Annotated in this window: 36 protein-coding genes; 11 read left to right on the plus strand and 25 right to left on the minus strand. The window is 25.7% G+C overall.

The features are described from left to right. Positions 1-17 precede the first annotated feature (17 nt). The 10 genes from J2S18_RS15450 to J2S18_RS15495 form a co-directional block, all read right to left on the minus strand. Positions 18-347: a hypothetical protein gene (locus J2S18_RS15450; RefSeq protein WP_307488172.1), complete on the minus strand. Its 330-nt coding sequence runs from the start codon at positions 345-347 to the stop codon at positions 18-20. A gap of 12 nt (positions 348-359) precedes the next feature. Next, positions 360-1,070 carry a hypothetical protein gene (locus tag J2S18_RS15455; protein ID WP_307488174.1) on the minus strand — a complete coding sequence of 237 codons (711 nt, stop codon included), beginning with the start codon at positions 1,068-1,070 and terminating at the stop codon, positions 360-362. 14 nt (positions 1,071-1,084) lie between these two features. After that, complete coding sequence (locus J2S18_RS15460; protein ID WP_307488176.1) at positions 1,085-1,987, minus strand: DUF1351 domain-containing protein; 903 nt, start codon at positions 1,985-1,987, stop codon at positions 1,085-1,087. Between the two features lie 12 nt (positions 1,988-1,999). Further along, complete coding sequence (locus J2S18_RS15465; protein ID WP_307488178.1) at positions 2,000-2,674, minus strand: ERF family protein; 675 nt, start codon at positions 2,672-2,674, stop codon at positions 2,000-2,002. Further along, the gene (locus J2S18_RS15470; protein WP_307488179.1) at positions 2,671-2,862 is read right to left on the minus strand and encodes a hypothetical protein; all 192 of its coding nucleotides are present in this window, start codon (positions 2,860-2,862) and stop codon (positions 2,671-2,673) included. The genes J2S18_RS15465 and J2S18_RS15470 overlap by 4 nt, the downstream gene beginning before the upstream one ends. 3 nt (positions 2,863-2,865) lie before the next feature. Further along, positions 2,866-3,114: a hypothetical protein gene (locus tag J2S18_RS15475; RefSeq protein WP_307488181.1), complete on the minus strand. Its 249-nt coding sequence runs from the start codon at positions 3,112-3,114 to the stop codon at positions 2,866-2,868. Positions 3,115-3,219: 105 nt separating this feature from the next. Beyond that, positions 3,220-3,699, minus strand: coding sequence for a hypothetical protein (locus tag J2S18_RS15480; protein WP_307488183.1), 480 nt, complete (start codon positions 3,697-3,699; stop codon positions 3,220-3,222). 4 nt (positions 3,700-3,703) lie between these two features. Further along, positions 3,704-3,841, minus strand: coding sequence for a hypothetical protein (locus J2S18_RS15485; protein ID WP_307488185.1), 138 nt, complete (start codon positions 3,839-3,841; stop codon positions 3,704-3,706). 12 nt (positions 3,842-3,853) lie between these two features. After that, positions 3,854-4,069: a hypothetical protein gene (locus J2S18_RS15490; RefSeq protein ID WP_307488187.1), complete on the minus strand. Its 216-nt coding sequence runs from the start codon at positions 4,067-4,069 to the stop codon at positions 3,854-3,856. 16 nt (positions 4,070-4,085) lie between these two features. Continuing rightward, positions 4,086-4,271, minus strand: coding sequence for a hypothetical protein (locus tag J2S18_RS15495; protein ID WP_307488189.1), 186 nt, complete (start codon positions 4,269-4,271; stop codon positions 4,086-4,088). Between the two features lie 96 nt (positions 4,272-4,367). Between J2S18_RS15495 and J2S18_RS15500 the strand changes: the two genes are divergently transcribed. After that, positions 4,368-4,631: a hypothetical protein gene (locus J2S18_RS15500; protein ID WP_307488190.1), complete on the plus strand. Its 264-nt coding sequence runs from the start codon at positions 4,368-4,370 to the stop codon at positions 4,629-4,631. On the opposite strand, the gene J2S18_RS15505 is transcribed toward J2S18_RS15500, so the two are convergent. The 3 genes from J2S18_RS15505 to J2S18_RS15515 are packed head-to-tail and all read right to left on the minus strand — an operon-like array spanning position 4,621 to position 6,150. Beyond that, positions 4,621-4,956, minus strand: coding sequence for a hypothetical protein (locus tag J2S18_RS15505; protein ID WP_307488192.1), 336 nt, complete (start codon positions 4,954-4,956; stop codon positions 4,621-4,623). The two genes, J2S18_RS15500 and J2S18_RS15505, sit on opposite strands and share 11 nt — an antisense overlap. Further along, complete coding sequence (locus J2S18_RS15510; RefSeq protein WP_307488193.1) at positions 4,957-5,787, minus strand: ORF6C domain-containing protein; 831 nt, start codon at positions 5,785-5,787, stop codon at positions 4,957-4,959. A gap of 12 nt (positions 5,788-5,799) precedes the next feature. Beyond that, the gene (locus J2S18_RS15515) at positions 5,800-6,150 is read right to left on the minus strand and encodes a helix-turn-helix domain-containing protein (protein ID WP_307488194.1); all 351 of its coding nucleotides are present in this window, start codon (positions 6,148-6,150) and stop codon (positions 5,800-5,802) included. Positions 6,151-6,261: 111 nt separating this feature from the next. Here J2S18_RS15515 and J2S18_RS15520 point away from each other — a divergent pair, with 111 nt between their 5' ends. Next, complete coding sequence (locus J2S18_RS15520; protein ID WP_307488196.1) at positions 6,262-6,612, plus strand: hypothetical protein; 351 nt, start codon at positions 6,262-6,264, stop codon at positions 6,610-6,612. Here J2S18_RS15520 and J2S18_RS15525 read toward each other — a convergent pair. The 3 genes from J2S18_RS15525 to J2S18_RS15535 are packed head-to-tail and all read right to left on the minus strand — an operon-like array spanning position 6,598 to position 8,170. Next, positions 6,598-6,825 carry a hypothetical protein gene (locus J2S18_RS15525; protein ID WP_307488197.1) on the minus strand — a complete coding sequence of 76 codons (228 nt, stop codon included), beginning with the start codon at positions 6,823-6,825 and terminating at the stop codon, positions 6,598-6,600. The two genes, J2S18_RS15520 and J2S18_RS15525, sit on opposite strands and share 15 nt — an antisense overlap. A 59-nt stretch (positions 6,826-6,884) precedes the next feature. Beyond that, positions 6,885-7,922: a BRO family protein gene (locus tag J2S18_RS15530; RefSeq protein WP_307488199.1), complete on the minus strand. Its 1,038-nt coding sequence runs from the start codon at positions 7,920-7,922 to the stop codon at positions 6,885-6,887. Between the two features lie 11 nt (positions 7,923-7,933). Continuing rightward, entirely contained in the window at positions 7,934-8,170 is a 237-nt protein-coding gene (locus tag J2S18_RS15535; RefSeq protein ID WP_307488201.1) for a helix-turn-helix transcriptional regulator, read from the minus strand. Between the two features lie 151 nt (positions 8,171-8,321). Here J2S18_RS15535 and J2S18_RS15540 point away from each other — a divergent pair, with 151 nt between their 5' ends. From J2S18_RS15540 to J2S18_RS15550, 3 genes are all read left to right on the plus strand, one after another. Next, positions 8,322-8,810, plus strand: a complete 489-nt coding sequence (locus tag J2S18_RS15540; RefSeq protein ID WP_307488202.1) for a helix-turn-helix domain-containing protein — start codon at positions 8,322-8,324, stop codon at positions 8,808-8,810. Between the two features lie 20 nt (positions 8,811-8,830). Next, positions 8,831-9,286 (plus strand): ImmA/IrrE family metallo-endopeptidase, encoded by a 456-nt coding sequence (locus J2S18_RS15545; protein ID WP_307488203.1) that lies wholly within the window; start codon positions 8,831-8,833, stop codon positions 9,284-9,286. A gap of 71 nt (positions 9,287-9,357) precedes the next feature. Then, the gene (locus tag J2S18_RS15550) at positions 9,358-10,446 is read left to right on the plus strand and encodes a tyrosine-type recombinase/integrase (RefSeq protein ID WP_307488204.1); all 1,089 of its coding nucleotides are present in this window, start codon (positions 9,358-9,360) and stop codon (positions 10,444-10,446) included. 48 nt (positions 10,447-10,494) lie between these two features. Here J2S18_RS15550 and J2S18_RS15555 read toward each other — a convergent pair whose 3' ends face one another. Further along, positions 10,495-11,046: a helix-turn-helix domain-containing protein gene (locus tag J2S18_RS15555; RefSeq protein ID WP_307488205.1), complete on the minus strand. Its 552-nt coding sequence runs from the start codon at positions 11,044-11,046 to the stop codon at positions 10,495-10,497. Positions 11,047-11,473: 427 nt separating this feature from the next. Between J2S18_RS15555 and J2S18_RS15560 the strand changes: the two genes are divergently transcribed. Next, positions 11,474-12,415: a DMT family transporter gene (locus tag J2S18_RS15560; protein ID WP_307488207.1), complete on the plus strand. Its 942-nt coding sequence runs from the start codon at positions 11,474-11,476 to the stop codon at positions 12,413-12,415. A gap of 159 nt (positions 12,416-12,574) precedes the next feature. Here J2S18_RS15560 and J2S18_RS15565 read toward each other — a convergent pair whose 3' ends face one another. From J2S18_RS15565 to recQ, 3 genes are all read right to left on the minus strand, one after another. Continuing rightward, on the minus strand, positions 12,575-12,925 hold the full coding sequence (locus tag J2S18_RS15565; protein ID WP_307488209.1) for a tRNA-binding protein: 351 nt from the start codon (positions 12,923-12,925) through the stop codon (positions 12,575-12,577). A gap of 110 nt (positions 12,926-13,035) precedes the next feature. Next, positions 13,036-14,568 carry a leucine-rich repeat domain-containing protein gene (locus J2S18_RS15570; protein WP_307488210.1) on the minus strand — a complete coding sequence of 511 codons (1,533 nt, stop codon included), beginning with the start codon at positions 14,566-14,568 and terminating at the stop codon, positions 13,036-13,038. 312 nt (positions 14,569-14,880) lie between these two features. Next, positions 14,881-16,644 (minus strand): DNA helicase RecQ, encoded by a 1,764-nt coding sequence (gene recQ, locus J2S18_RS15575; protein ID WP_307488212.1) that lies wholly within the window; start codon positions 16,642-16,644, stop codon positions 14,881-14,883. A gap of 269 nt (positions 16,645-16,913) precedes the next feature. Here recQ and J2S18_RS15580 point away from each other — a divergent pair, with 269 nt between their 5' ends. From J2S18_RS15580 to J2S18_RS15600, 5 genes are all read left to right on the plus strand, one after another. Continuing rightward, positions 16,914-17,276, plus strand: coding sequence for an SdpI family protein (locus J2S18_RS15580; protein ID WP_307488214.1), 363 nt, complete (start codon positions 16,914-16,916; stop codon positions 17,274-17,276). A gap of 162 nt (positions 17,277-17,438) precedes the next feature. Further along, a complete protein-coding gene (locus tag J2S18_RS15585) occupies positions 17,439-18,398 on the plus strand; it encodes a CobW family GTP-binding protein (protein WP_307488215.1) in 960 nt (319 codons plus the stop codon). 3 nt (positions 18,399-18,401) lie between these two features. Then, on the plus strand, positions 18,402-19,049 hold the full coding sequence (locus J2S18_RS15590) for a GTP-binding protein (RefSeq protein ID WP_307488217.1): 648 nt from the start codon (positions 18,402-18,404) through the stop codon (positions 19,047-19,049). Next, positions 19,046-19,960, plus strand: coding sequence for a permease (locus tag J2S18_RS15595; RefSeq protein ID WP_307488219.1), 915 nt, complete (start codon positions 19,046-19,048; stop codon positions 19,958-19,960). The genes J2S18_RS15590 and J2S18_RS15595 overlap by 4 nt, the downstream gene beginning before the upstream one ends. After that, complete coding sequence (locus tag J2S18_RS15600) at positions 19,957-20,706, plus strand: TIGR03943 family putative permease subunit (protein ID WP_307488221.1); 750 nt, start codon at positions 19,957-19,959, stop codon at positions 20,704-20,706. The genes J2S18_RS15595 and J2S18_RS15600 overlap by 4 nt, the downstream gene beginning before the upstream one ends. A 48-nt stretch (positions 20,707-20,754) precedes the next feature. Here the strand turns inward: J2S18_RS15600 and J2S18_RS15605 are convergent, their stop codons facing one another. The 5 genes from J2S18_RS15605 to J2S18_RS15625 all read right to left on the minus strand — a co-directional run bounded on the left by J2S18_RS15605 (position 20,755) and on the right by J2S18_RS15625 (position 24,951). Next, on the minus strand, positions 20,755-21,666 hold the full coding sequence (locus tag J2S18_RS15605) for a sensor histidine kinase (RefSeq protein ID WP_307488223.1): 912 nt from the start codon (positions 21,664-21,666) through the stop codon (positions 20,755-20,757). 18 nt (positions 21,667-21,684) lie between these two features. Then, positions 21,685-22,428, minus strand: coding sequence for an ABC transporter permease (locus J2S18_RS15610; protein WP_307488224.1), 744 nt, complete (start codon positions 22,426-22,428; stop codon positions 21,685-21,687). After that, complete coding sequence (locus J2S18_RS15615) at positions 22,421-23,344, minus strand: ATP-binding cassette domain-containing protein (protein WP_307488225.1); 924 nt, start codon at positions 23,342-23,344, stop codon at positions 22,421-22,423. The genes J2S18_RS15610 and J2S18_RS15615 overlap by 8 nt, the downstream gene beginning before the upstream one ends. A gap of 119 nt (positions 23,345-23,463) precedes the next feature. Beyond that, positions 23,464-24,165, minus strand: coding sequence for a response regulator transcription factor (locus tag J2S18_RS15620; protein WP_307488226.1), 702 nt, complete (start codon positions 24,163-24,165; stop codon positions 23,464-23,466). A 162-nt stretch (positions 24,166-24,327) separates the two neighbouring features. Next, positions 24,328-24,951: a DUF1847 domain-containing protein gene (locus tag J2S18_RS15625; RefSeq protein WP_307488228.1), complete on the minus strand. Its 624-nt coding sequence runs from the start codon at positions 24,949-24,951 to the stop codon at positions 24,328-24,330. Positions 24,952-24,963: the final 12 nt, after the last annotated feature.

A 24,963-nucleotide genomic window follows, 5' to 3' on the forward strand; every position in this document is an offset into this window, starting at 1 on the left:
CCATCTTAATAATCCTCCTATCCTATATTTATAACTATAAATTTTTCAAATTTAACTTTAGCAAATTCTTCTTTATATTTAGCTTCTAATTCTTCTCCCTTATATTCTTTTGTATATTTTAAATAATCATATAATTCGTCTGGATAATCTTCTTTGTTATACCATGTAGCTTCCCAACGTTCTTCTAACAATGCTATTTCATCTATTTTTACAGAACTTATATAACTTTCTTCATATCTAAATTCACCACTATTTACATCATCTGCTGCAAAAATTTTGAATGGTAAAGTTGGATTTTCCTTTATTAAATCTCTTAATTGTTGTTGTATTTCACTTTCATTTATCATTTTCATTCCTCCTTAGCTAACTTCTATTCTTTTTCCTAAATGTAACTTAGGAATATACTTAGATATTATTATGTCTCTTTTAAACTCTTGTTGTGCTTTAATAGATACTGTAGAATCTGTTTCTGTTATATCTGTATCTATAAACCAAGTTCTATAACCTACATCACCAACAATGTTATAAATCTCTTTATGGATTGGAGTAGGAAAGATTAGAGGTTCAAGTTTAGGTACTTCTTCTAAACTATCCTCATCTGTCCTATCCTGTCCTGTCCTAGGCTTACCTAGACTATCCTGTCCTAACCTATCCTTACCTATGCCGACACTTGGTTGTCCTTGGGACGTCCCATTATCAACTGCTGAACTGTTATCTCTATCTGCCCTTTTTTTAGGTTCTAATAATTCTACATCTGGCATAATTTGTAGTAATAAATCTTTATACATACTATCTACTTTTCTATCTGCTCTTAATTTGTTGTGTTCTTTCCAATCTATAATATAAGTTACTAAATCTTCATTAAGAACTTTTATATATTCCTTAGCTACTAAAACTCTTAGATCATCTTCTGTAGCTCCTGTCATTCTTAATACGTTAAAAGCTTCAACTATACCATCATCATCTGCTCGCATTCCTAAGTCATAGTATAAGAGTCTTGTTGATAATGGCATTTTTAAAAATTTAGCTGAATCTATAACTTTTATTGAAAACATTCTTCTTTGTGCCATTTAATCACCTTTTTCTACTTAACTTTTCCTTTTTTATGAACCTTATAGTTATATCCGTTATCTCTTAAAAATTTACTTAAAGCTTGTATCATTTCAAAGTTATGCTCTACATAAACATCTACAAAGAATTTATCTTCCTTAACTTCTTTTTTAGGTTCTTCAACTGGCTTATTAGAAAAATCTAATGGTATTTGAACTGGTTCTTTTTCTTCAACTTTAGGTTCTTCTTTTGGTTTTTCAGCTTCCTTTATCATAGTTGCCTTATCATTAATTTCTTTTAAAATTCTATCTAAAGGCCATTCAAATTCTATATACTTAGTAAAGTCCTCAAACTTTAACTTAGTTTTGATACTTTCGTTGGCTATATTTATTGCATTTTCTATTGAAACTCTAAGCATTTCCCTTCTTTGTTGTTCATCTTTTTGTTCCTTTTCTAACATCAAAGCTCTTGATTCTATATCTTCTCTAATGCTTTTTAAACTTCCACTAAGAGTTAAATACTTATCCTTTACATCTAACTTATCTGCATACTTTTTAGTTAATTTATGGGCTTGTATACTGTCTTTTATATATTCTAAAGCTTTATTTCTTTTTTCCTCTTTACGCTTATCATCATAAACTTTTATACCTTCTTTTATTGGTTTCTCTACATCTGATATAAGACCAATTAATTCTTTACACTTACCTTCAAATTCCTTGATAGGAACTTCCATTTCTTTCTTAACATCTTTTCTGTAAGTATCTATTTTATTTCTAAGTCCTGCTAAATCTTTTTGAGTTGCTTTACAATCTTTTAATCCTTCTTCTGTTACAACTATGCCCTCATATTTTTTCATTGTTTCTTGCAATGATCCTTTGACTTCTTCAAAGTTCATCTTTATTACTGGTAACTCTTTATTTATTTGTATCTCTTTCATTCTCTAATCCTCCTAAAATTCAAAATCTCCTTGATGTTGTTCCAATTCTCTTTGTTGTATTTCCTGTTGCTTTTTTAATTGCTGCTCCTTTTCTTGTTTCTCTTTTAATTTTTTCTTTTTATTAAGCATATTTAGGCAAGTACCTACTGCTTCATTTGTTATATCTTCTACCTTGTTAACTCCTGCCCAAGTTAAAAATTCTTTTTTATCTGAGTTAGTTTCCTCAATTAAACTGTTTATTGTTAAGACATGAGCTTTACCTATCTTTTGCTTTCCAAGTTCTGCTTCTTCATCAACTGCTCCACCATCTATTACATCAGTTTCAGCAATTTCAAAAGCCATCATGTATAAATACCTTCTAGCAAAACTTTGTGTTCCTCCTATATTTTGTATAGTGCTGCAACCTTTTAATGTAGCTACTTCAACTGGTGTAATCCATACTCTTTTTTCTTCCAAATTTTCTGTATTATATACTGTTAATGTTGCTGTTTTATCTCCGTAACTAAACTCTGTATATAGTCCTATTTCATTACAAATCTCATTAATATGTGGCAAGAAATCTCCTAATTCAAAATATTTATAATTTGAATACTTATTATATCCAGTCTTTTTTAAATCCTTATTTTGAAGTTCAACTCTAGCCTTTTGTATCTTTTGATATATATTAAGTTTCTTTTGTTCTGTCATAATAAACCTCCTATAATTCTGCTGTTTTCTTGAAAAAAATTAATGCAATCACAACATATGATTTCGCCTTTAACTTCATAATATTCTTGTCCCGCATATATACTGCATCCGCATTCGTTACATTCATCTATTACAGTCTTTTCATCTTCTATATTTCTATAGTCATAACAACAATCTGGTAAACTCATAAATTACAACTCCTTTACTACCTTTCCAGTATTAATGTCATAAACCTGTCCATTGTCTATATCACAATGTAGTGGTATAATATCTTCAATAATAGTTTCATTAGTTCCTATCTGTTTACTTTGGTCGGTTTCAGATAGGTTTTTTTCTTTTTCTATTTCTTCTTGAATAATATCTATTAAAGTTTTGCCCTTGCCTTCTCTAGCTTGTACCCTTGGAACAACCTTATCTAGTATTGTGTTTATAGCTCCCATAACTTAATCCTCCATCTTTAAAACTTCTTTAAAGTGTTCTTTGTATTTAGTTTCTTTAGACTTAAATAAGTTTCTTATAAATCTCTTTAACATCTTAATTACCTTCTATCTGTACCATTCTTCTTTTATTTCAATACTTGGATGTATTTTGCATTGCCAAAACCCTAAAATTTCGTCTTTATCATAAGTGTATTCATCACAAAATGTTGAATGAAAAACAGCACCGTTTCTATCTAAAAAGTAAGTATTTCTCCATTTGTCATCTTTATTATCCCTAACCTGAACTTTAGTCCATTTAGGAACTTTACTCCAATCTATTTCTCTTTGTCTTTCCCATAATAATGTTAATCTATCATTATTTTCTATATCTTTTAAAAATGTCATATTTTTATTTTTAAAAACTTTACTAACCTTACTATTGCTATTAAATCCATCAATTGCAACTAAATCTTCTGTTAGTTCTTCTAACCTTACAAACCCTTTTAATCCTATTAATTTTTCTCCTAGTTTTATATATCTTTCAGGGTCTAAACTAGACCACTTAATTTCAATAATATATCCGTCTTGTAAATCACTCTTTTTCATATTTTTACCTCCTAAAACTTACTTTTTTGCCTGTTGGAATGTGCTTAAAAGTGTAACTTTCCCAATCTGCATACATATACTTAAAATCTGCTGTATTCTTAACACCGTTATCATCAAGAATAAGTAAACCTTTAGAATACATAACTATTCCTCCTTAAATTTCGTTTTCTAATTTGTCTTGGTTTTCTTCTAAGCTTAAGCATTTAATCCAGCAATTAATACATTCGTCATCACAATTACAAAAATCAGATCCTTCCAAACTAATTTCACTTGGACAATAATTTTCTACAAATTTAATAGTTTCTCTTATTCCTTTCATATCATCAATACTCAGAAACGCTAAACCTTCTTTAATATCTTTTATTTTCATATCTTCACTTCCTTATTTAAATTACATACATTACTGGATTAGTTAAGAATATAAATCCTACTAGTCCACTTAGAGCAATTATTAAATACTCTATCCTGTCTTTTAACTTAGTTGCATATATAAACTTTCCTGCTGCTATACAAAATGTTGCAAGTTGCATAGCTAAAATTATTATTAATAAACTTATCTTTATTAAATGCACTTTATACCTCCTTATATTTGTTTTATTCTTCCACCAGTTTTATAATTTAAGTATCAGTTCTGCAAAACTGAAATACTTATGAAAGGTGGTGTTATTATGGTTTACTCAGTTACTTACGACCTAAATAAAACAGGTCAAAATTATTCAAAACTATATGACGCCTTAAGAAGTTTTCCATCTTGGTGTCATTGTGTAGATTCTACTTGGTTAATAGAAAGCTATAGTGATTCTAAAACAATTTATGAAAAACTTAGTCCTTGTTTAGATAGTAACGACTACATACTAATCATTAAAGTTGCAAAAGAATACTATGGTTGGTTACCAAGCGAAGCTTGGGATTGGATAGCATCTAAAGTTTAGGTGTTGTAAGTCTATTTGGATATTCGCAAATTCCATTACTACTTTCTGGAATAAACTTAGGCTGCTCTTGAACTGGTACTTCTTGAGCAGTTCTTTTATATACTTCCTTAACTGTTTCTAACGCTTCCTTATCATCTCTGAATACTTCACTATCAAAAGGATCATCTTCTATATGAAGTTTTGCTTCATCAATTAAACTATCAATTTGACCTATAACTTCTTCTTTAGTCATTCCACCTTTTAAATTTAACCCACATATAGGGCAATAATTTTCAGTTCCTTTTAACTTTTCATTTTTACATCTAGGACATTCTAATTTATCCATCTAACATTCCTCCTTAAAACTAATTTGATTATTAAGACTTTCTATTTCTTCTCTTAATGCTCTTGGTAATTTATAATCAATGACTATTTCTTTAGCATAATCTAAGTCCTTTCTTTTTATTTCATCTATAGATCCAACTTGAAACTCTCTGTGAATTTGCTTATATAAATCTGAAAAAGCTTTCTTATTTAAAGTTTTATATGCAGTAGATTTTTTACCACCTAATAAAGCTGTCATTTTACTATTTACTAATTTACTTAGTGATTTTGCATCTACTTTAAACAAAGGTAGTTCATCAAACTTTTGGTCGACTTTTTCTACTTTATTTTTTACTTCTTTAAGAGCTTTAACTTGCAGCTCTAATAAATCTACTGCACTTGTTGGCTTCTTCACTTCACTTCTCATATTAAAATATCCATCAACTAATTTGTCATATTGTTCCCATGCAACATCATCCTCTAAAATTTTAAGAAGTTTTGCATATCCTCTTTCTGATAGCAAGTAGATATTTTTAGCATTTGCTATTGAACTATTACTAAACCCTAATTCTTTTAATAAATCTCGGTCGATTAAATCGACTGACTTTAAATCAACAATATCAATATTATTTTTAAATCTTTCTTTATTCTTATTTATAGCTTCATTAATATGTTTGAATTCTTTATTATGAATATCAGCAATTTCTTTAACTAGCATTGCTTTCTTACCTTCTCCAAATCCTCCTTCTATATCATGGAATTGCATTCCATCTATATTTTTAACTCCATTTACTTTCAATGTTTGTCCTAATTGTTTTCTAACTAAGTTAGTTCCTTTTCTTAAAACTTCCATCGCTTTTCCTCCTTATAAAACTTTGATATTTTCGATACTAAGTAATGTATTCATAGCTTGTGTGCTTTGAATATGAAGATTAGTTATAGCTTTTTTTAAACTAATTATTTCTTCTTCTTTTTCCTTTAATATCTTTTTATATTTTCTTTCAACTCTATAAACTTCTGGAGAAGGCTCTAGCTTAAAATCCATTCTTCCAAGTCCTAATATATAATTTTTGTTAAACCTCAATTCATTACCAGGTACATTAGGGCAACATTTAATATTTCCTTCTCTCACCCATCTTTCAATAGTCTTAGGTTTATAGTTTAAATACTCTGCTACATCTTCTTTTGTTAGAAGATTTTCGATATCTAAATTCATGATTATCCTCCTCCGCCCCTTCTAAATTAATTTGTTTTATTTTTCCACCAGTTTTATAATTTAAGTATCAGCCCTGCCAAGCTGAAATACTTATGAAAGGTGGTGATTCACATGTATATAAAAGTTACTAATATATCTGATTTTTTGGGTTTTATTCTTGATTCACTTGGTAATAGTGAAAAAAGTATTAGAGTTTTTATCTCAGATAAACAAACTCATTGGGGTTTTGAAAATGACAAATATAACGAAAAAACTAAATTTACTTATGTGCTTTTTACTCATTTATATCAAGTTATTTATTCTGATTCAGTAGAAGATGATGACTATACAAAAATACTTAATTCATTAAAAGACTACCAAGAACAATCTAGTAACCCTTTTTCCATAACTAGATTTGAGAAAATCAAGTTTGACAAAGATCTAAACCAATTATTAGTTGAAAATGAATTAAACACTTTCTAATTGTCTTGATAATTCATTTTTGAACTTATAACATTTGAGTAATTGAGCTGATACCTCAATTGCTCTTTTGTATTTTTCATTTTCAGTTAAATCTTTAGTATACAAATCTCTATTCTTACCTCTTAATTCTTCTAGCATTTTATCTAATCCCTTTTCAACTACTTCTACATCTGCCTTAAGGCTAATTAACTCTTTATATCTGCTTTTATCCATTTAAACTTCCTCCTTAAAACTAAATTATTCATTTTCCCCCTCCTAACTTACATCTTTATCTAAATAACTAATTGTTCTATAGCTTTATTATTCATGTCATATTCTTTTTTTAACTTTTTGGATTCTTCTATTATTTCTCTCTTTCTATTTACTATTTGTTTATTTCTATTTAATAACTCTTGCTTTATAACTTGTCTTACCTCTAAACTTAAATTTGAAAAATAAGAGTCTGTGAATTTCTCTTCATTATCAACATATCCACCAGTTTTACGGATAGTAGGAAGAACTTCACTTGTAATCCATCTTTTAAACTTCTTTGCATTTGGTAGTTTGCTAGAAAGTATTAAACTGTAAAGTCCACTTTCGTTTATAAGCCATCCACCTCGTTGTCCTAAACTGGATAACGAAACGTTATTGAGTTTATCTTCTTCATCAACATGATCTGTTAATGCTTTGCTAGAATTTAGGTATCCTAATCTTTCAGCTACATCTTTTCCTACAAACCAAGGTTCTCCTTCTTTATTTAATACTCTTACTTGTCCAAACTCTTCATTATTAAAAATCTGTAATTCTCTCTTATGCTCTGCTTCTTCAAATTCAATTTGCTTGCAATTACTAACTTTTAATTCTTCAAGAAGTCTATTAAAATCAATAGTGTTTCTCTTTCTGCTCTTTTTAGAATATAGAAGTATTCCTGTATAAGTAATTATTAATAAACCTCTTTGATTGCAAGATAACCCATAATCATTAGCTTGAACGGTATTTAATTTCATATACTCACTCTTATCTAATCTTCTAGTAATTACAAAACTATCATTCAACCCTAATGCTTTAGCTAAATCAGCGATAACATAGTAATCTCTATCTTTAAGTTTTCTAATTTTACCTAAATGAGTTTCAATAGCTTGTACTCTTTCTTTATCATAAGTAAAGTAATTATTTTCTATATTTACATTTTTCAATTCACCTGATGGAATCCTTATTGCTCTCCCTAAACCTTCTTTCTTTTTAATCTCTCCTCTTTTTACAAGTTCATAAATATGACCTGTGCTTACTTTTAACTTTTTAGCAGTTTCTTCAACTGTGTAATACCTCATACTTTTTCCTCCTAACTTATTTTTTGTTGCATATTTGGGATATTATTTTTAAAAAAAATTTCTATTATATCATTTGAATTTTCTATATTCAAAATAGAAATAATTTCAAATGCTTCTTTCAAAGTAAATTGACTACGCCCATTAAGTTTAGCATTTAGACTTTGCGTTGTTATACTAAGGCACTCGGCTAATTTACTTTGAGAATAATTTTTTTCCTTCATAATCCCTTTTAACTTATTATAAATCATTTTCTCACCTCCGTTGCATATTTGGGATAATTAAACTATAACATCTCCTTTTTTATAAGTCAACCCATTTATGCAACTTTTTTTTATATTTTTTAAAATAATCGTTGCATTTATGAAAAAATATTTTATAATTAAATTATGAGGTGATTAAATGAGTAATTTATTTGATGATTCAAAAATGAAAAATATAATGAATCGAATACAAAGTAGAAGATTAGAATTACAACTTTCATATCAAGATTTAGCTTCAAAAACTAATATGAGTAAATCTACATTGCAAAGATATGAAACCGGATTAATAAAAAATATGCCTGTTGATAAATTAGGTATTATAGCTAAGGCTTTAGATGTAAGTCCATTATGGCTTTTAGGCTTAAATGAAAACAATAATGAATTATCTAAAGAAGAAGAAAACCACATAGAGGACTTAAGAAAATTAAATGATATAGGTAAAAAGAAAGTTATTACTTATACTAAAGATTTAGTAGAAATGCCTAAATATCAAAAACAAATATGGGAAGAAGAAGGAAAAGAATTTTTAATGCCTAATGCAGCACATGAAAAAGAAGGGGAATTTACAGAAGAAGATTATAAGCATGATGACGACATTATGAAAGATGATGATTTCTGGAATAAATAGTTAAAGTGGGTGATGAGGATTTGACATATGATGAATTATTAATAGAAGCAGAAGAGCTCGGAATAATAGTTAAAGAAATTAAAATGAGAACAAAGAAAGGTAGATGCTATGGCAATAGAATTGCTATAAATAGTAAATTAAATAATACTGAAAAAGCTTGTATTCTTGCTGAAGAACTTGGACATTATAATCTTACTATTGGTAATATTTTAAATCAAAAAGAAATAGAAAACAAAAAGCAGGAACTTATAGCTAGAAAATACGGCTTTGACAGAAATGTTGGTCTAATTGGATTGATAGAAGCTTTCAAACACGGTTGCATTGGAAGATTTGAAATAGCTGAATACCTAGATGTTACAGAAGAATATTTACAAGAAGCTATTGATTATTATAGAGATAAATATGGAGTTATGTATCAAATAGATAATTATTTAATTTACTTTATGCCAAACTTATTCATTGGTAAAGCTTTTTAAAATGGCAGTTAAATATTTAACTGTTTATTTTTTAAATATATAAGAACATATATTCGATAAGGAGTGATTTTATGGACTATAATGTAACCTATAGACAAAAAGATAATGGAATTCAGGTTATTATTTCTTACAAAGACAACTCAGGAAAATGGAAACAAAAATCTAAACAAGGCTTCCCTAATACTAGAGAGGGAAAGAAAAAAGCTAAAATTCAGGCTGATATAATACTTCAAGAGTTAAAAGAATCTATAACAAATTTTACTTACAACGAATTTGAACATATAACACTAGGCGAGTTCATAGAACTACATTTAAAACATATGAAAATACATTTAGAACCCAATACTATAATTTCATATAGAGCAGGCTTAAGCCATTTTGAAAGTATTTATAATCTAGAAATATCTAAAATAAGATATATAGATTTACAACAATGTGTAGATAACTTAGTTACCAAAGGTTATAAGTATTCTTCAATTCGTAATTATATTCAAAAAATTAAATATATATTCAACACCGCCATAAATAACTATGATATTCCAATAAAAAATATAACTAAAAAATTAACTATTGAAAAAGAAAAAAACCCTTCAACCAAGAGAGCTCTTACTAATTCTGAATTAAATACATTACTGGAGAAAACAACTAATTCAAAGTATTATATAATGATTTTTCTTGCTTCTAGATGTGGCCTTAGAATAGGAGAAATAGTTGGATTAACTTGGAATGATATAGATTTTAAAAATGCTACACTTTCTATAAATAAGCAATGGAAATTGCTAAAAAATAATACTTTTGGATTTGGTGAACTTAAAAGTAAAAATTCTAATAGAATACTTCCATTAACTCCTAATATGATTAAAGAACTAAAGGAATTAAAAAACAATAGCATATATAATATTGATGGTAGAATACTATCATATAAAAATACTAAAGTTATAACTGTGTCAATTAATAAACATATTAAAAGACTTGGTTTTGATATATCCTTCCACGAACTACGTCATACATTTGCAACTAATCTAATATCAAACGGAATTGATTTTAAAACTGCGGCCAAACTTTTAGGCCATGATGTAGAGCAAACAATGAAAACTTACTCCCATGTAACTGATGATATGTTAAAGAGAGCAAGTGAAATAATGGAAAATATTTTTTGACGATTTTTTGCCGTTTTAAAAAGGAATGGCTATTTTAAATGTATTTAATCATGTATAAAGTATTATATTTTGAAAAATAGCTTTACTTTTACTTGTATTTTTATATACATGATTTTTATTTGCCATAAATCTAATTGAATGTTCATTTTTAAGAACAAAATTTTCCTTATCTATTTCTATTTCCATTTCTCCCTCTGTAACTATAATATACTCACAAACCCCATCATTATGAGGACCTGATACATGATTACATCCTGGCTCTAGTTCTATAGTAAAAACCTCAAAACCCTCTTTAGGATCAAAAGGGAAAATAGGATACAATTTCATTTTATTATCATTTTCTATTACTGGAGTAATATCTTTTTGCTTTACTACTTGTAATTCCTCTTTATTTTCATCAATAAAAATTGAAAAAGATACTTTAAGTCCATTAGCAATTTTCCATAGAGTTGAAACTGTTGGATTTGACTGTCCCCTCTCTATTTGACCTAGCATCGCTTTACTAACATTTGTTAATTTAGATACTTCATCCAAACTTAAATTTCTCTTATTTCTTATATCTTTTAATCTACTACCTATAATTAAATTTAAATTTTCCATTACTTAAAACTCCTTATACTTTAAGGCTTACATATTTAGTTATGTTTTAATATATTAATTTTATAATATTATATTGCTTTTGTAAATAATCCAATGTACAATATAACATATATTTAATGCTATAGTATACAAGAATATTATATTACACTTTTAGTTTTGCCTATGTTTTAAACTAGTATTGATTTTAGATAGAACTGTAAGACTATCTTAATAAGCAATTAGAGTTTCATTGTCTATGGAAAAATAATAGCGTTAAGAGCCTTTTTCTGTTGGAGGGCAGTGAGTTTAAAAGTCTTAGCTATTATTTTGGAATAGATAATAGAAACTCTCTGCGAAATTAAGCAAATCTAAAGGGCTATCTAAAATCAATACTAACCTAAAACATAACTTTAATTTTGACTATATTTTTTAATTTGGAGGTTTAATTTTGAAAAAAGCACTTATATATGGAATAGGAGCATCCTTCTTTTTCTCATTTACATTTGTACTAAATAGAAGTATGAATCTTTCTGGAGGAAGCTGGATTTGGAGCTCATCTTTACGCTATATTTTTATGTTACCAATTTTATTTATTATTGTCCTTACAAAAAATCAATTAATTGATGTACTAGAAGATATAATAAAAAAGCCAATTAAATGGCTTATTTGGAGTACAGTAGGTTTTGGTTTGTTTTATGCACCTTTAAGTTTTGCATCAGAATATGGTGCTTCATGGTTAGTTGCTGGAACTTGGCAAATAACTATAATTGCAGGAGCTCTTATGTCTCCACTATTTTTTAAATACATAGAAACTAAAAATGGACTAGTTAAAGTAAGAAATAAAATTCCAAAAAAATCTTTAATAATGTCTTTAATAATTTTACTTGGAATATTTTTAATGCTTTTTGAGGAAACAAAACATATTTCAATTTTAAAAGCATTTTTAGTAATAATACCTGTTCTAGTTGCTGCCTTTGCTTACCCTCTTGGGAATCGTAAAATGATGGAAGTTTGTAATAATAATCTTAATACCATTCAAAGAGTTTTTGGTATGACTTTGTGCAGTATTCCATTTTGGTTAATATTATCAATATATGGTGTATCATCTGTTGGTTTTCCAAGTAGTGAACAACTATTTCAATCATTTTTAGTAGCCATATTTTCTGGCGTTATTGCTACTATACTATTCTTTAAGGCTACTGATATTGTAAGTAAAGATGCTCACAAACTAGCTGTAATAGAATCAACTCAATCTGGTGAAGTAATCTTTACACTTTTAGGTGGAATTTTCATGCTTCACGACAGAATTCCAACTTTAATTGGAATGATTGGTATAACATTAGTTATTGTTGGAATGATTTTAAATAGTCTTAGTAGTAATTCTAATTAAGTTTACTTTTTATTAGATTATATTTAAAAAGTCTTAGATATTATTTTCTTAATAAGTTTTAAAAATATAACAAAAGGCAAAATAATAAACTATTTAAAACTAACTCATTAAAGTTATAAGTTTATTATTTTGCCTAATATATATTATTTTTAAAAATTTTTATCCAACCCTTGTTCCATTTGGTACAGGCTTTTCAGGTTGAGCTAGCACTGGAATAATTCCATCTTGATATCCTATATCAAAAAGCATTCCTTCTGATATTTCACCAGCCATCTTTTTAGGTGGTAAGTTTACAATAAATAAAGCTTGCTGTCCTTCAATTTCTTTAGGATTATCCCTTTCACCTTTCATACCTACTAATATAGTCCTATTAAAATCTCCAAAATCAACAGTAAGTTTAACTAATTTCTTTGATTTTGCAATGTCCTCTACTAATTTAATAGTACCTACTCTTATGTCAACTTTATCAAGTATGTCTAAACTAATATTTTCTTTAACTTCAACTGTCATAATAAAACCTCCCTAATTTTAATATTTATAATTAATTGTTATCTTTTATTTTAACCATTTTTTATTAATTATACCATATTTTAGGTATTATGTATTATATATTTTTGTCTTTAATTTATTTCTACTTTAGATAAGTCCTTAACTCCATCTTGAGTTATATCAAAGGTAATTTTTAAACTATACATACCATACTCTAATACTGCATTAAATTGGGTATTAATTTTCTTAGAACTAGTATTTTTACCTACTGTTAATTCTAATTCCTTAGTATTTTTATTGTACTTAAGATCTATATTTTTATTTTCATCATTAGTTGATATTGCTGGAAGCCCCTCAGTTATTCCATAAGTTTTATAAATTTTTTCAATATATTTATCAGCACCAGTAACTGGACATTTCATTTTATAAACAGTTCCTTCACTTTTTGCTTTTACCTTAATTGTATCTTTAAGCATTTGTCCATACATATTAAAAAATTTCTTTCCAGACCAATCTTCAAAGGAATCAGCTGCTAAGTCTTGTACTTCATTTAAATTAGTTACATAACTATTATTACAACTTAAAGTTTTTAAATTTTTAAGATTTTTTACAAAACTAATATCATCAACAAAATTATCATCAATGCTTAAAAATTCTAAGTTTGTAAGTTCTCCTAAATATTTATAAGTTATTTTTTTAGTACGTTTATTACAATAATGCATATCAATCCAATTTATTTTATTAAGTTTAGAAATAGGTTCTAAATTAAATATTCCTACATTATTATATATATCTAAATGTTGTAAATTTTTAAGATTTCTCAATGGTTCCAAATCACTTATTTCATTTCTATATACTTCTAAAAACTCTAATTTTGTTAAATTTTTTATAGGTGTTAAATCTTTTATTTTATTCATACTTAATTTAATTGTTTTAAGATTTTTAGCATACTCTAATCCTGATAGATTCTTAATTCCTCTTACAGGTGTACCTTTTTCATCTTTCTTTAATTTTAAAAATCTACTATCTAACTTTGTTATAGTTTCCATTTCTTGTACTGTAATATCAGATAAAGGATTTCGTTCTTTCCCTAAAGCTCTATTAATAACTCTTCTTAAGTTTTCATCCTTTATATTAACTAATTTAGCTTTAGAGTCATTCTGAGTATTTTTCTCTTCTTTTTTATCTTTATTATTTACTTTACTTTCTTGAATTAATTTTTTCTCTTCTACTACTTTTTTATTTATTTTATGTACATTATCATGCCTTACAAAAGAATTTTTACTTAAATCAATATCTTCTTTTAAGTTATTATCTTTTTTTAAATTAAATTCCCTACTAGTTATGGTATTATCATTTAACAAATGTCTTTTTGAACTACTTTTTAAATCTTTATTTTTATCTTTTTTTAAAATTAAAATATCTGTATTTTTTTCACCAGATAAATTTTTTTCTTCATTTTTTTCTTTAACTTCCTCTTTATCTACTTCTTTAATATCCTTTGAATTATCCTTTCCATTAGATTCAGTTAAATTTTTTTCATTACTGCTAGAACTATTATTCTTTTCATTACTACCAAATAAAGTACAAGACATTAGTAAAGTTGAACTTAAAATTAATGCTATTAAAGATAAGAAAGTATACTTTTTATTAAAGTGTTTCATATTTTGTCCCCCTCAAATAATAAAATGGATTTAGTCTTATTAGTAAACGTATACATTAACTATTAAATCTTTCATCTCCTTTTGATTTTTTATTTAAATCCATTAAATCTTTAAAATATATTTTTATATTAATTTGTAAAATTTAAGCATTAATTAATCAATTATTTTTATAAAAAGTATAATAAAACAATAAAAGTTTTATTGTTTTATTTATACTCCATAATTATTTTACCATATTTTGTAGAATTTTCAAATTTATTTCGATATAGACTTTTAAATAAAAATATCCTCAAAAGATATCTCCTTTATATATTAAAATGACTGTACTAATTTAAGAATTTCATCCCCATATCTTTCAAGCTTCTTTTCCCCCATACCTCTTATATTCATAAGTTCTTCCTTTGTATTTGGTTTTTTATTTGCAATTTCAATTAAACTAGAATCTGAAAATATTATGTAAGGTCTTATATTTTCCTTTGTTGCCTTTATTTTTCTCCAAGACTTTAAAGCATTATAAATATCTTTATTTAATATTTCATCTTCCATTTTTTCAATTTTCATAAAGACTTTCTCTTCTGATTTTAAAACCTTCATTGATCTATTATTTAAAATAAGCATTGAATAAGTTCCTGGTTTTAATTCAACATATCCTAAATTCAATAAGTTTTTAATAAAATCTCTAATAAATTTAGAACTAAACTCTTTCATAAGGGAAAATGTAGTAACCTTATCTAATTTATATTGAATTATTTTTGGTCCCTTTATTCCCCTTAAAATATCAATTAGGACAGAAATTCCAAACTTTTCTCTAGTTCTAAATACTGTAGATAAAATTATTTGTGCTTCCCTTGTAAAATCCTGAATTTCATCATTATTTAAACATATTGAACAGTTATTGCAAAAACTACTTATATATTTATTACCAAAATATTTTAATAAAAATTCCCTATAACAACTATTACTTTCTGCATAATCAACCATAGCTTGAAGCTTTCTAAGGGCTATTTCTCGTCTGTTTATTCCACTGCTTTTATTTATTAAAAACTCAACTCTTCTTATATCATCCCTAGAATAAAAAAGATAGCAATCACAGTTTTCAGAATCTCTTCCACCTCTACCAATTTCTTGGTAATAACATTCTAAATTTTTTGGAATAGTTGCATGTACTATAAATCTTATATTTGATTTATCAATTCCCATTCCAAAGGCATTAGTTGCTATCATTACATCTTTTCTCTCAAAAAGAAAATCTTCTTGTGATTCTTCTTTTTCAGAATCCTTCATTCCTCCATGATATTTTAAAACACTGTATCCTAAATCCTTTAACCTATCATAAATTATTTCAACTTCTTTTCTTGAAGTACAATAAACAATTCCAGATTCCCCTTCATGGGATCTTATTATATCTTTAAGTTCCTCTTCTTTATCCACCTCTTTAAGTACATTTATATTTAAATTACTTCTATTTATATCTCCTAAAAATATATAAGGTTCCTTAAGTCCTAAAAGATTTATTGAATCTTTCCTTACTTCCTCTGTAGCTGTAGCTGTAAAAGAAGATATAATTGGTCTAGTATTTAAACTTTCATAAAAGGGTTTTATATATCTATAACTTTTTCTAAAATCATGTCCCCATTCTGAAACACAATGAGCTTCATCTATAGCAATTTGAGAAATATTTAAGCCTTTAATCATATTTTTAAAATAATCTGATTCTAATCTTTCTGGTGCTATGTATATAAGTTTATAAAGACCTAAAGTTGCATCCTTTAAAATTTCTTTTATTTCTTCATTTTTTAAAGTGCTATTTATATAAACTGAAGGTATACCATTTTCTTTTAAGGAGTCTACCTGATCCTTCATAAGAGAAATAAGTGGTGAAATAACTAATGTTATACCATCAAATATAATTGCAGGTATCTGGTAACATATAGACTTACCCCCACCTGTTGGCATAAGGCAAAAAACATCTCTTTTATTTAAAATTGTATTTATAATATCTATTTGTCCTTCCCTAAAGCTTTCATATCCATAAAATTTTTTAAGGGCATAATAAGCTCTTTGAGTATTATTCATATCACTTTACTCTCTTTCCTTTTTTCTTAATATTATTATACATTATTTTTATTTATATTTTCTTTTATGTTTATATAATTATTTCCATTTAACCTCTATAAAACTACATTATTAAAAAAATTTTTAAAATAATAAATTAAAATTTATAATTATAAAAAAGTAAAAAAACACTAACATATTCATTTAATATTATCAACTTTTTTTACTATTTAATGGTATAATATAAATATAAAAGAAAACGATTTCTTATTGGCTGAGGGGGAGATTTTATGAACATTATAAGCAATTTAATTGACATTTTAATTCCTTTATCAATGATAATTTTGGGATTAATATTAATCTTTGATCCACCAAAGAAAATTAATGAATTTTATGGTTATAGAACATCACGCTCAATGAAAACAAAAGAAACTTGGGATTTTGCAAATAACCACCTTGGAAAACTTTGGTTAATATTTGGAATATTTTCTTTTGCTTTCACAGTAGCATTAAAAAGCACTTTAAGTATTAATAATGAATCAATTTCAATTATATGCTTAATTGGTTCACTTACATGCATGTTTATTCCTTTAGTGGTTGTAGATAGAGAACTTAAAGAAAATTTTGATGACTTAGGTAAATTTAAATCATAAATACGATATTTAGAGCTATCTTAAATTTTAAGATAGCTCTTTTTATATTAAATTTTTTTAATATTTTTGTAATTGCAACTTATTTGCATTTATGATATATATATTTTATGCTAATGCAAATTAATTGCATTTATATTCTATATGAAAAGGAGTTTTAAATATATGAAAACTAAAATAGATATATTTTCTGGATTTTTGGGAGCTGGTAAAACTACATTAATCAATAAACTATTAAATAACAAAAATTATAATAAGGAGAAAATTGTTCTTATAGAAAATGAATTTGGAGACATTGGTATTGATGGAGATATGTTAAAGGATTCATCTATAAAGATAAAAGAAATTAATGCAGGGTGCATATGCTGTAGTGTTTCTAGTGATTTTACTAAAGCCATTAAAGATATAATTAATATGTACAAACCTAATAGAATATTAATAGAGCCTTCTGGAGTTGCAAAACTTTCTGAAATAATAGAGATATGTAAAAAGGATGATTTAAAGGACTTAGTTGAATTAAATTTGATTATAACAGTAGTAGATCCCCTTAAATTTAATGTTTACTTAAATAATTTTAGTGATTTTTATGTAAATCAAATAGCCAATGCAAAGGTAATATTAATAAGTAGAAGTCACTTTTTAAATAAAAAAGAATTAGCTGACATTAAAGAAAAAATTATAAATTTAAATAAAAAGGTAAAAATTATTACATCTTTAGATGGGTTGGATTTAAATAGTATCTCCCCTATCACTTTAAATGCTGACACTAAAAATTTAAAAACTATAAATCAACCTATTAAATTTAGCAATTTTAAAATTGCTAAAAAATCACTAACAAAGAAAACATTATCCTCTTTTCAAACATTAAGTTTAAACACTTCAAAAACATTTACTGAAGAGAACATAACTACTATAATTTCTAAACTAAAAGATAAAAATTATGGAACTGTATTAAGAGCTAAAGGCTTTTTAAAGTGTACTAACAACCATTTTATGCAATTTAATTTTATTCCAGATGAACTATCTATAAAAGAGGCTAATTACGAAAAAGAGGGTAAAATTTGTATTATAGGCTGTAACTTAAATAAAGATAAATTAAAAGAATTATTTTTAGGACAATCATAGCTTATGTTTAATAAAACTAACATTGAACTGATTACAGGCTTTTTAGATTGTGGAAAAACTACATTTATAAATTCTTTACTCTCTAAAACTTTAATAACAAGTGAAAAAATAGTAATTCTTCTTTTTGAAAATGGAGTAGGAAAAATAGATGAAAAATATTCATTAGATTCTAATATTACAATTGAATACTTTCCTCCAACAAAAGAAATTAATTTTAAATTATTAAATTATTTTAGGAGAAAGTATCATCCTAATAGAATAATTATAGAGTTTAATGGAAGTAGGGATTTAAACGAACTTTTAACTATGGTAAATTCAAAAGATTTTAAAAGGGTTTTTAAAATAAAAGAAATCGTAAATATTATTGATAGTACATTATTTCCTATATATCTTAATAATATGGGAAGTATTATAACTTCACCTATACAACATGGAAATATAATTTTAATTAATAATAAATCTAAAGTTAGTTATGAAAGCTTAAATAATATAAAGAAAACTATTAAATTATTAAATAGAAAAGCTTATATTATAGACTTTGAATCAGTATCTAACTTAAATTCTAAAATACAAAAATCTTCCTTATTTTATAAAGATTTTTTTACTATTTTACAAATACTAACTAAAGATTCAGAGGAGATACAAAGATGATATTTACTAATATTATGACTATTTTTATTGGGATATTATTAGAAGCAATCCCCTTTATATTACTTGGCTCATTAATATCTTCTTTTATACAATTATTTATTTCAGAAAACTTTATTGCAAAAATTATTCCAAAAAATATTTTTTTAGCATTATTTTTCACTTCACTATTAGGAATTATTTTTCCAGTATGTGAATGTGCAATTATTCCAATAACTAAAAAATTAATAAATAAAGGTGTACCTTTATCAATTGCAATTACTTTTATGCTTTCTGTTCCAATTGTTAATCCAATAGTAATTATGTCAACTTACTATGCTTTTGCAACTAATCACAGCATTTTTATATTTAGAACGCTTTTTGGAATATTAAATTCCATAATTATTGGCTTAATAATACATAAAACTCAAAAAAATGACCCATTACCTATTAGAGATAAAGAAGTTTCATATTATGAAAAATGTGCTTGTGGTTGCGACGAAGTTACTTTTAATAATTTTTCTAAAATTAGATTAGTATTAAATCATACAACAATAGAATTATTTAGCGTATCTAAATACTTAATATTTGGTGCCTTTATTTCAAGTTTATTTAAAGTTCTTATACCAAAAGAAATTCTTACATCCTTTGGAGGAAGTCCCTTCCTTTCAATAATAGTTATGATTTTCTTAGCCTTTACATTATCAGTATGTTCAGAGGCAGATGCATTTATTGCAAGTACTTTCCTAGGTAAATTCACAACAGGTTCTATATTATCTTTCTTAGTACTTGGTCCAATGCTAGATATAAAAAATCTTTTAATGCTGTTAGGTAACTTTAAAGTTAAATTTGTTATAAAGCTTTCACTTTATATTTTAATAACAACTATTATTACAACATTCCTATTTAATATTATTGGAGGATTACAGCTTTGAAAAGATTTAATATATTAAATTTTATAGGTTTTATAATTTTACTACTTATTTCAATTTTCTTTTTCTATTTGTTATATACTGATAATATTTCATTATTTCTAAATCCAAAAATGAATAAATATGTTATTTTTGCATTAGTTACTTTTATTGCCCTTACTATTAATGAATTTCTTAATATTTTTGATGTATATAGCAGAAAAGGAATTTTTAAGGGAGTTTTAGTATTTTTTATTTTAATTACTGCATTTTCAATCCATTCTTTGGATAAATGGTTAACAGCTAAAAGAAACGATAAAATAATACAAGATTCCTCTAACTATGAAAATAAAAATTTTGATAAAATTTATAAATTAGATAATGAAGCTATTCCAAAAAATTCAGATTCTAATATATTAAAGTTAGATGATTCTAATTACCTTGATATTTTAGGGAAAATATTTGCAAACCCTGATTCTTATAAAGATAAAAACATCTCTATTGATGGTTTTATATATAGGGATAAAGGTTTATCACAAAATGAATTTGTTTTAGGTCGAGAAGTTATGACTTGTTGTGTTGCAGATCTTCAAGTTGCTGGACCAAAATGTAAATTTAAAGATTCTTCTGAATTAAAGGCAAATCATTGGTTTAATGTACATGGAAAAATAACATTAGGAAAAGATGGTGAACCAATAATAATTGTAAAAGAAATAACGCCAATAGCAAAACCTAAAAATGCTTATCTTTATCCTGGCGCCTTGAGATAATATTTATATAAATAGAAAACCCTACAGAGTAATCTTTTCATTAAAATTTTACTCTATAGGGTATATTTTTTTCCATAATATTTTTATTGTAAGTATATTATCCTTCTTTTCTGCAAAAATTTTATTTCCTTGCTCTTCAACTAATATTTTTGTTATAGCAAGTCCAAGACCTGTATTTTGTCCTGTTCTCATTCTATCTCCAGTAAAAAATCTTTCAAATATTCTATTTACTTCATCTTCCTTAATTTCATTTTCTTCATTAGAAAAGGCTGTAACTATATAATCTTTTTCTTCTTTTAAAACTATTTTTACTCTTCCTTTTCCATACTTTAATATATTTTGAATTAAGTTTGTAAATATTCTATTTATAGCTATTTTATCTCCTAAAACTAAAGAATTGCTCTCTTCTATTTCTACAACTGGCTCTAGCCCCTTATTTTCTATATCATTATAAAAAGCTGCTATAATCTCACATAAAATATCATGTAAATTAACCTTTTCTAGCTCTAAATCATATTCACTTGCTTGAAGTCTTGATAAATCATAAAAACTTGAAATTAAGTTTTTTAATACATAGGATCTCTTCTCTACTATATTTATATATTCTTTTTTATCATCCTTAGATATATTTTCATCCTTAAGAAGCTGAATATATCCCATTATTGAAGTTAAAGGAGTTCTTAAATCATGGGATATATTTGCAATAGCCTGCCTAAGTTCCAAATCTAATTCTTTATATTTACATTCCATATCTCTTTTTGATTTTAATATATTATTAATTTCAAAGGCTAAATTTTCAATATTTTTATTAGGTGATGAAATTGTAATTATTTCGTTTGTATTACTTTCATTTATTTTTTTAATCTTTTTAGCTAGACTTTCAATTTGTTTATTTCTATAAAATATAATACTTGTTGAAATTATAAGTAAACCTGAAAGTAAAAATATTAAAATTACCATTTAATCACCTCTTTTTAATTATTTTATTTCTTGATTTTTAAACACAAATATTCCAATAGATAAAAGAACTACAGTATAAACTATTCCAACTGTTATAGCAAAATACATATTAGTTAAAGTTGCATTAGCATATTGTAATGGCTCAAGAGGTGCAGTTATAGTATATTTAACTAACTTATCAAATATTGGTGAAACAAAGTGACCTAAAAGTCCAAATACTTGTTTTGAGAAAAATATAATTACATAAAATACCATACTTGCTATTATTTCTTTTTTTATTAAAACAATAAGTAAATCCCCTAATGCTATTACAGCTATATAAATTGGTACTCCTGATAAAAATCTTAGCAGAAAGTTATTACTAGTTGCTAAAAAATTCTTTCCTTGAAGACCAAATAACATTATACATATATAAACTACAGTCATACAAATAATAGATGTAATTATAGCTAATATTATTTGAACTATAAATTTTGATAAATATATTTTTTCTCTTGAAATATTAGAAGATATAATATTTTTAAAAGTTTCCTCTTTAAATTCTTCTGTAAATACATCTAAAAATATATAAACAAGAGGAGGAATAACTGCAAATACTACAGAAAGCATATTAAATATATTTATATGTACAGAATCTAAAATACCATTGCCTCCTATTAATGAAAAATAAAGTACTATAAGTAATAGTAAAATTATATTAGTTTTATATATAAATTTCTTTTTTCTATATTTATATAATTCAGCCTTTATTAAATTAAACATTAATATCCCCTCCTATTAAATTTATAAAATATTCTTCTAAGTTTTCTGAAACTTTTTCTAAAGAATAAACACCCACATTTCCTTCAACTAATAACTTATTTACTAATTGTGGCTCATCTAATCCTTTATATATTTTAATTCTTTCATTTTCTAAAATTTCATAGGAGTTATAACCTAAATTTTTCTCTAAAATTATTGCAGCTTTTTTAACATCATCAACCTTTACTAATAAATGATGCTTACATTTATCCTTAAGGTCTTTTGCTGATATTTCCTCTACTAATTTACCATTATTTAAAAATCCATAACAATTAGCTATTTGAGATAGCTCTCCTAATATATGACTTGATATAAGGATAGTTGTATTTTTCATTTTATTTAAATTTAATAATATTTCACGAACTTCCTTTATTCCCATAGGATCTAATCCGTTTATTGGTTCATCTAAAATTAAAAAATCAGGACTTCCAAGTATAGCAAGAGCTAATCCAAGTCTTTGCTTCATACCTAAAGAAAACTTATTAAATTTTTTCTTATCTACATCTGATAATCCAACTAACTTTAAAGTTTCATCTATACATTCTTTTCCTGGTATACCTTTTAAAATTCTATAATATTCTAAGTTTTCTCTTGCCGTTAAAGTTTTATAAAACTTTGGACTTTCTACTATTGAACCTATTTTTGAATGTAATTTTATTTTTTCATCTAAATCTGAAGTTCCAAATAACTCAATTTCTCCACTAGTAGAATTTGTTAAAGATAAAAGCATTTTTATAATAGTCGTTTTACCTGCTCCATTCTTTCCTACTAATCCATAAATATCACCTTTTTTTATTGTCATATTTACATTATCAATTACAATTCTTTTATCATATATTTTTGTAAGATTTTTTGTTATAGCAATATTTTCTGACAATACACTCACCCTTTTCTAATGTTTTTCTTAAAATTTATAATATCACTTAATTTATAATCTAAGTTTAAAACCAAAACACAAATATACCTTAAAGAAAACATTAAGAAAGTCTTAAATAACTAATCAAGCTTAAAACCTATTCCCCATATAGTTTTTATATATTCATTTTCACTATCTATTTCATGTATTTTAGAACGTATATTGCTTATATGTACATTTATTGTATTATCATCTGCTAAAAAATCTTCTCCCCAAACAGACTTAAAAAGATTAGCTCTAGTAAAAACCTTTTTAGAATTGCTCATTAAAAGTTTTAATATTAAATATTCCTTTGCTGTAAGAGTTATTAATTCCCCTTTTACTTTAACTTCAACCTTTTCTTTATCTAAAACTATTTCTTTATAAGTTAATATTTTATCTTCTTCTTTAATATCTTCCTTTTGAAAAACTTTATATCTTCTAAGTTGTGCTTCAACTCTAGCTAAAACTTCATTTACATCAAAAGGTTTAGATACAAAATCATCAGCACCAATTTTTAAAACATTTATTTTATCTTCCTGTGATGCTTTGGCTGAAATAACTATTATTGGCATATGTTTTGAAAGTCTTATTTTTTGTATAATATCTTCTCCACTCATTCCAGGAAGCATTAAATCAAGAAGTATTAAATCAAAATCTGAAGCTTCTAAACACATTCTTCCCTCTGAACCTGAAAAAGCTTGAACAACTTCATATCCCTCTTTATTTAATATTTTAAATATTAAATTATTTATATCTTGGTCATCTTCAACAACCAAAATTTTTCTTTTGTTATCTTCCATAATTATTACACCTCTTTTTATTTTATATAATTAGAATATCATAAATTTCCTTTTATTATAATATAATGCTAAATATCCTTGTTTTAAAAAAAAGATGAGTTTCTATTAATTTAGAAACTCACCTTTTGATGAGAGTAAGTATTTATATATTAAAAATATATCTTATTTAAATAATTTTTTTCTGTAATATCCATTTGCTTGGTAAACAGCACCTAATGGATTATGACATAATACACGGTCTTTAACTGCAAAAACTGTAGTTGGTGCTTCTGCATACTTTATAAATAAAGTATCATGTCCTACACATAATCCAAGTAATATGTTTAAATCTACCTTTTCTTCATTTAACACTAGCGCTTGTCCTATTGGATTACACATTATATCATTTTTAACATAATGTTCTTTCTTTCCATGGTCTATTCCTAAGAAATTCTTTAATGTAGCTCCATTTTTACATCCAACAGATACTACTTCTAATCCATTATGTTCTAATATTTTAACAAAAACCTTTGCTTCTTCATGTAGTCCCATACAGAAAGCTACACCTACACGGTTATATCCCATCTTTTTAGCAAAGTTTATAGTTTCTTCCACACGAGTCCAGTTACAATTTCCTTCTTCTTCAACTAAAGCTGCTTCTTTAGCTAATTTAAAATCATTTTCTAAGTAAAGTTCCTTTGCCTTTGCTTGTATTTCTTCATCCCTGCTTGGACAAAGTCTCTTTGGCATTTTACTTTCATCCTTTTGTGTACATCCCATAGTTTGACATTTTGCACATATACTCATAACATTAATCCT

Origin of the sequence: Eubacterium multiforme (assembly GCF_030813415.1) — a bacterium.
In the GTDB taxonomy this organism is placed as follows: domain Bacteria; phylum Bacillota; class Clostridia; order Clostridiales; family Clostridiaceae; genus Clostridium; species Clostridium multiforme.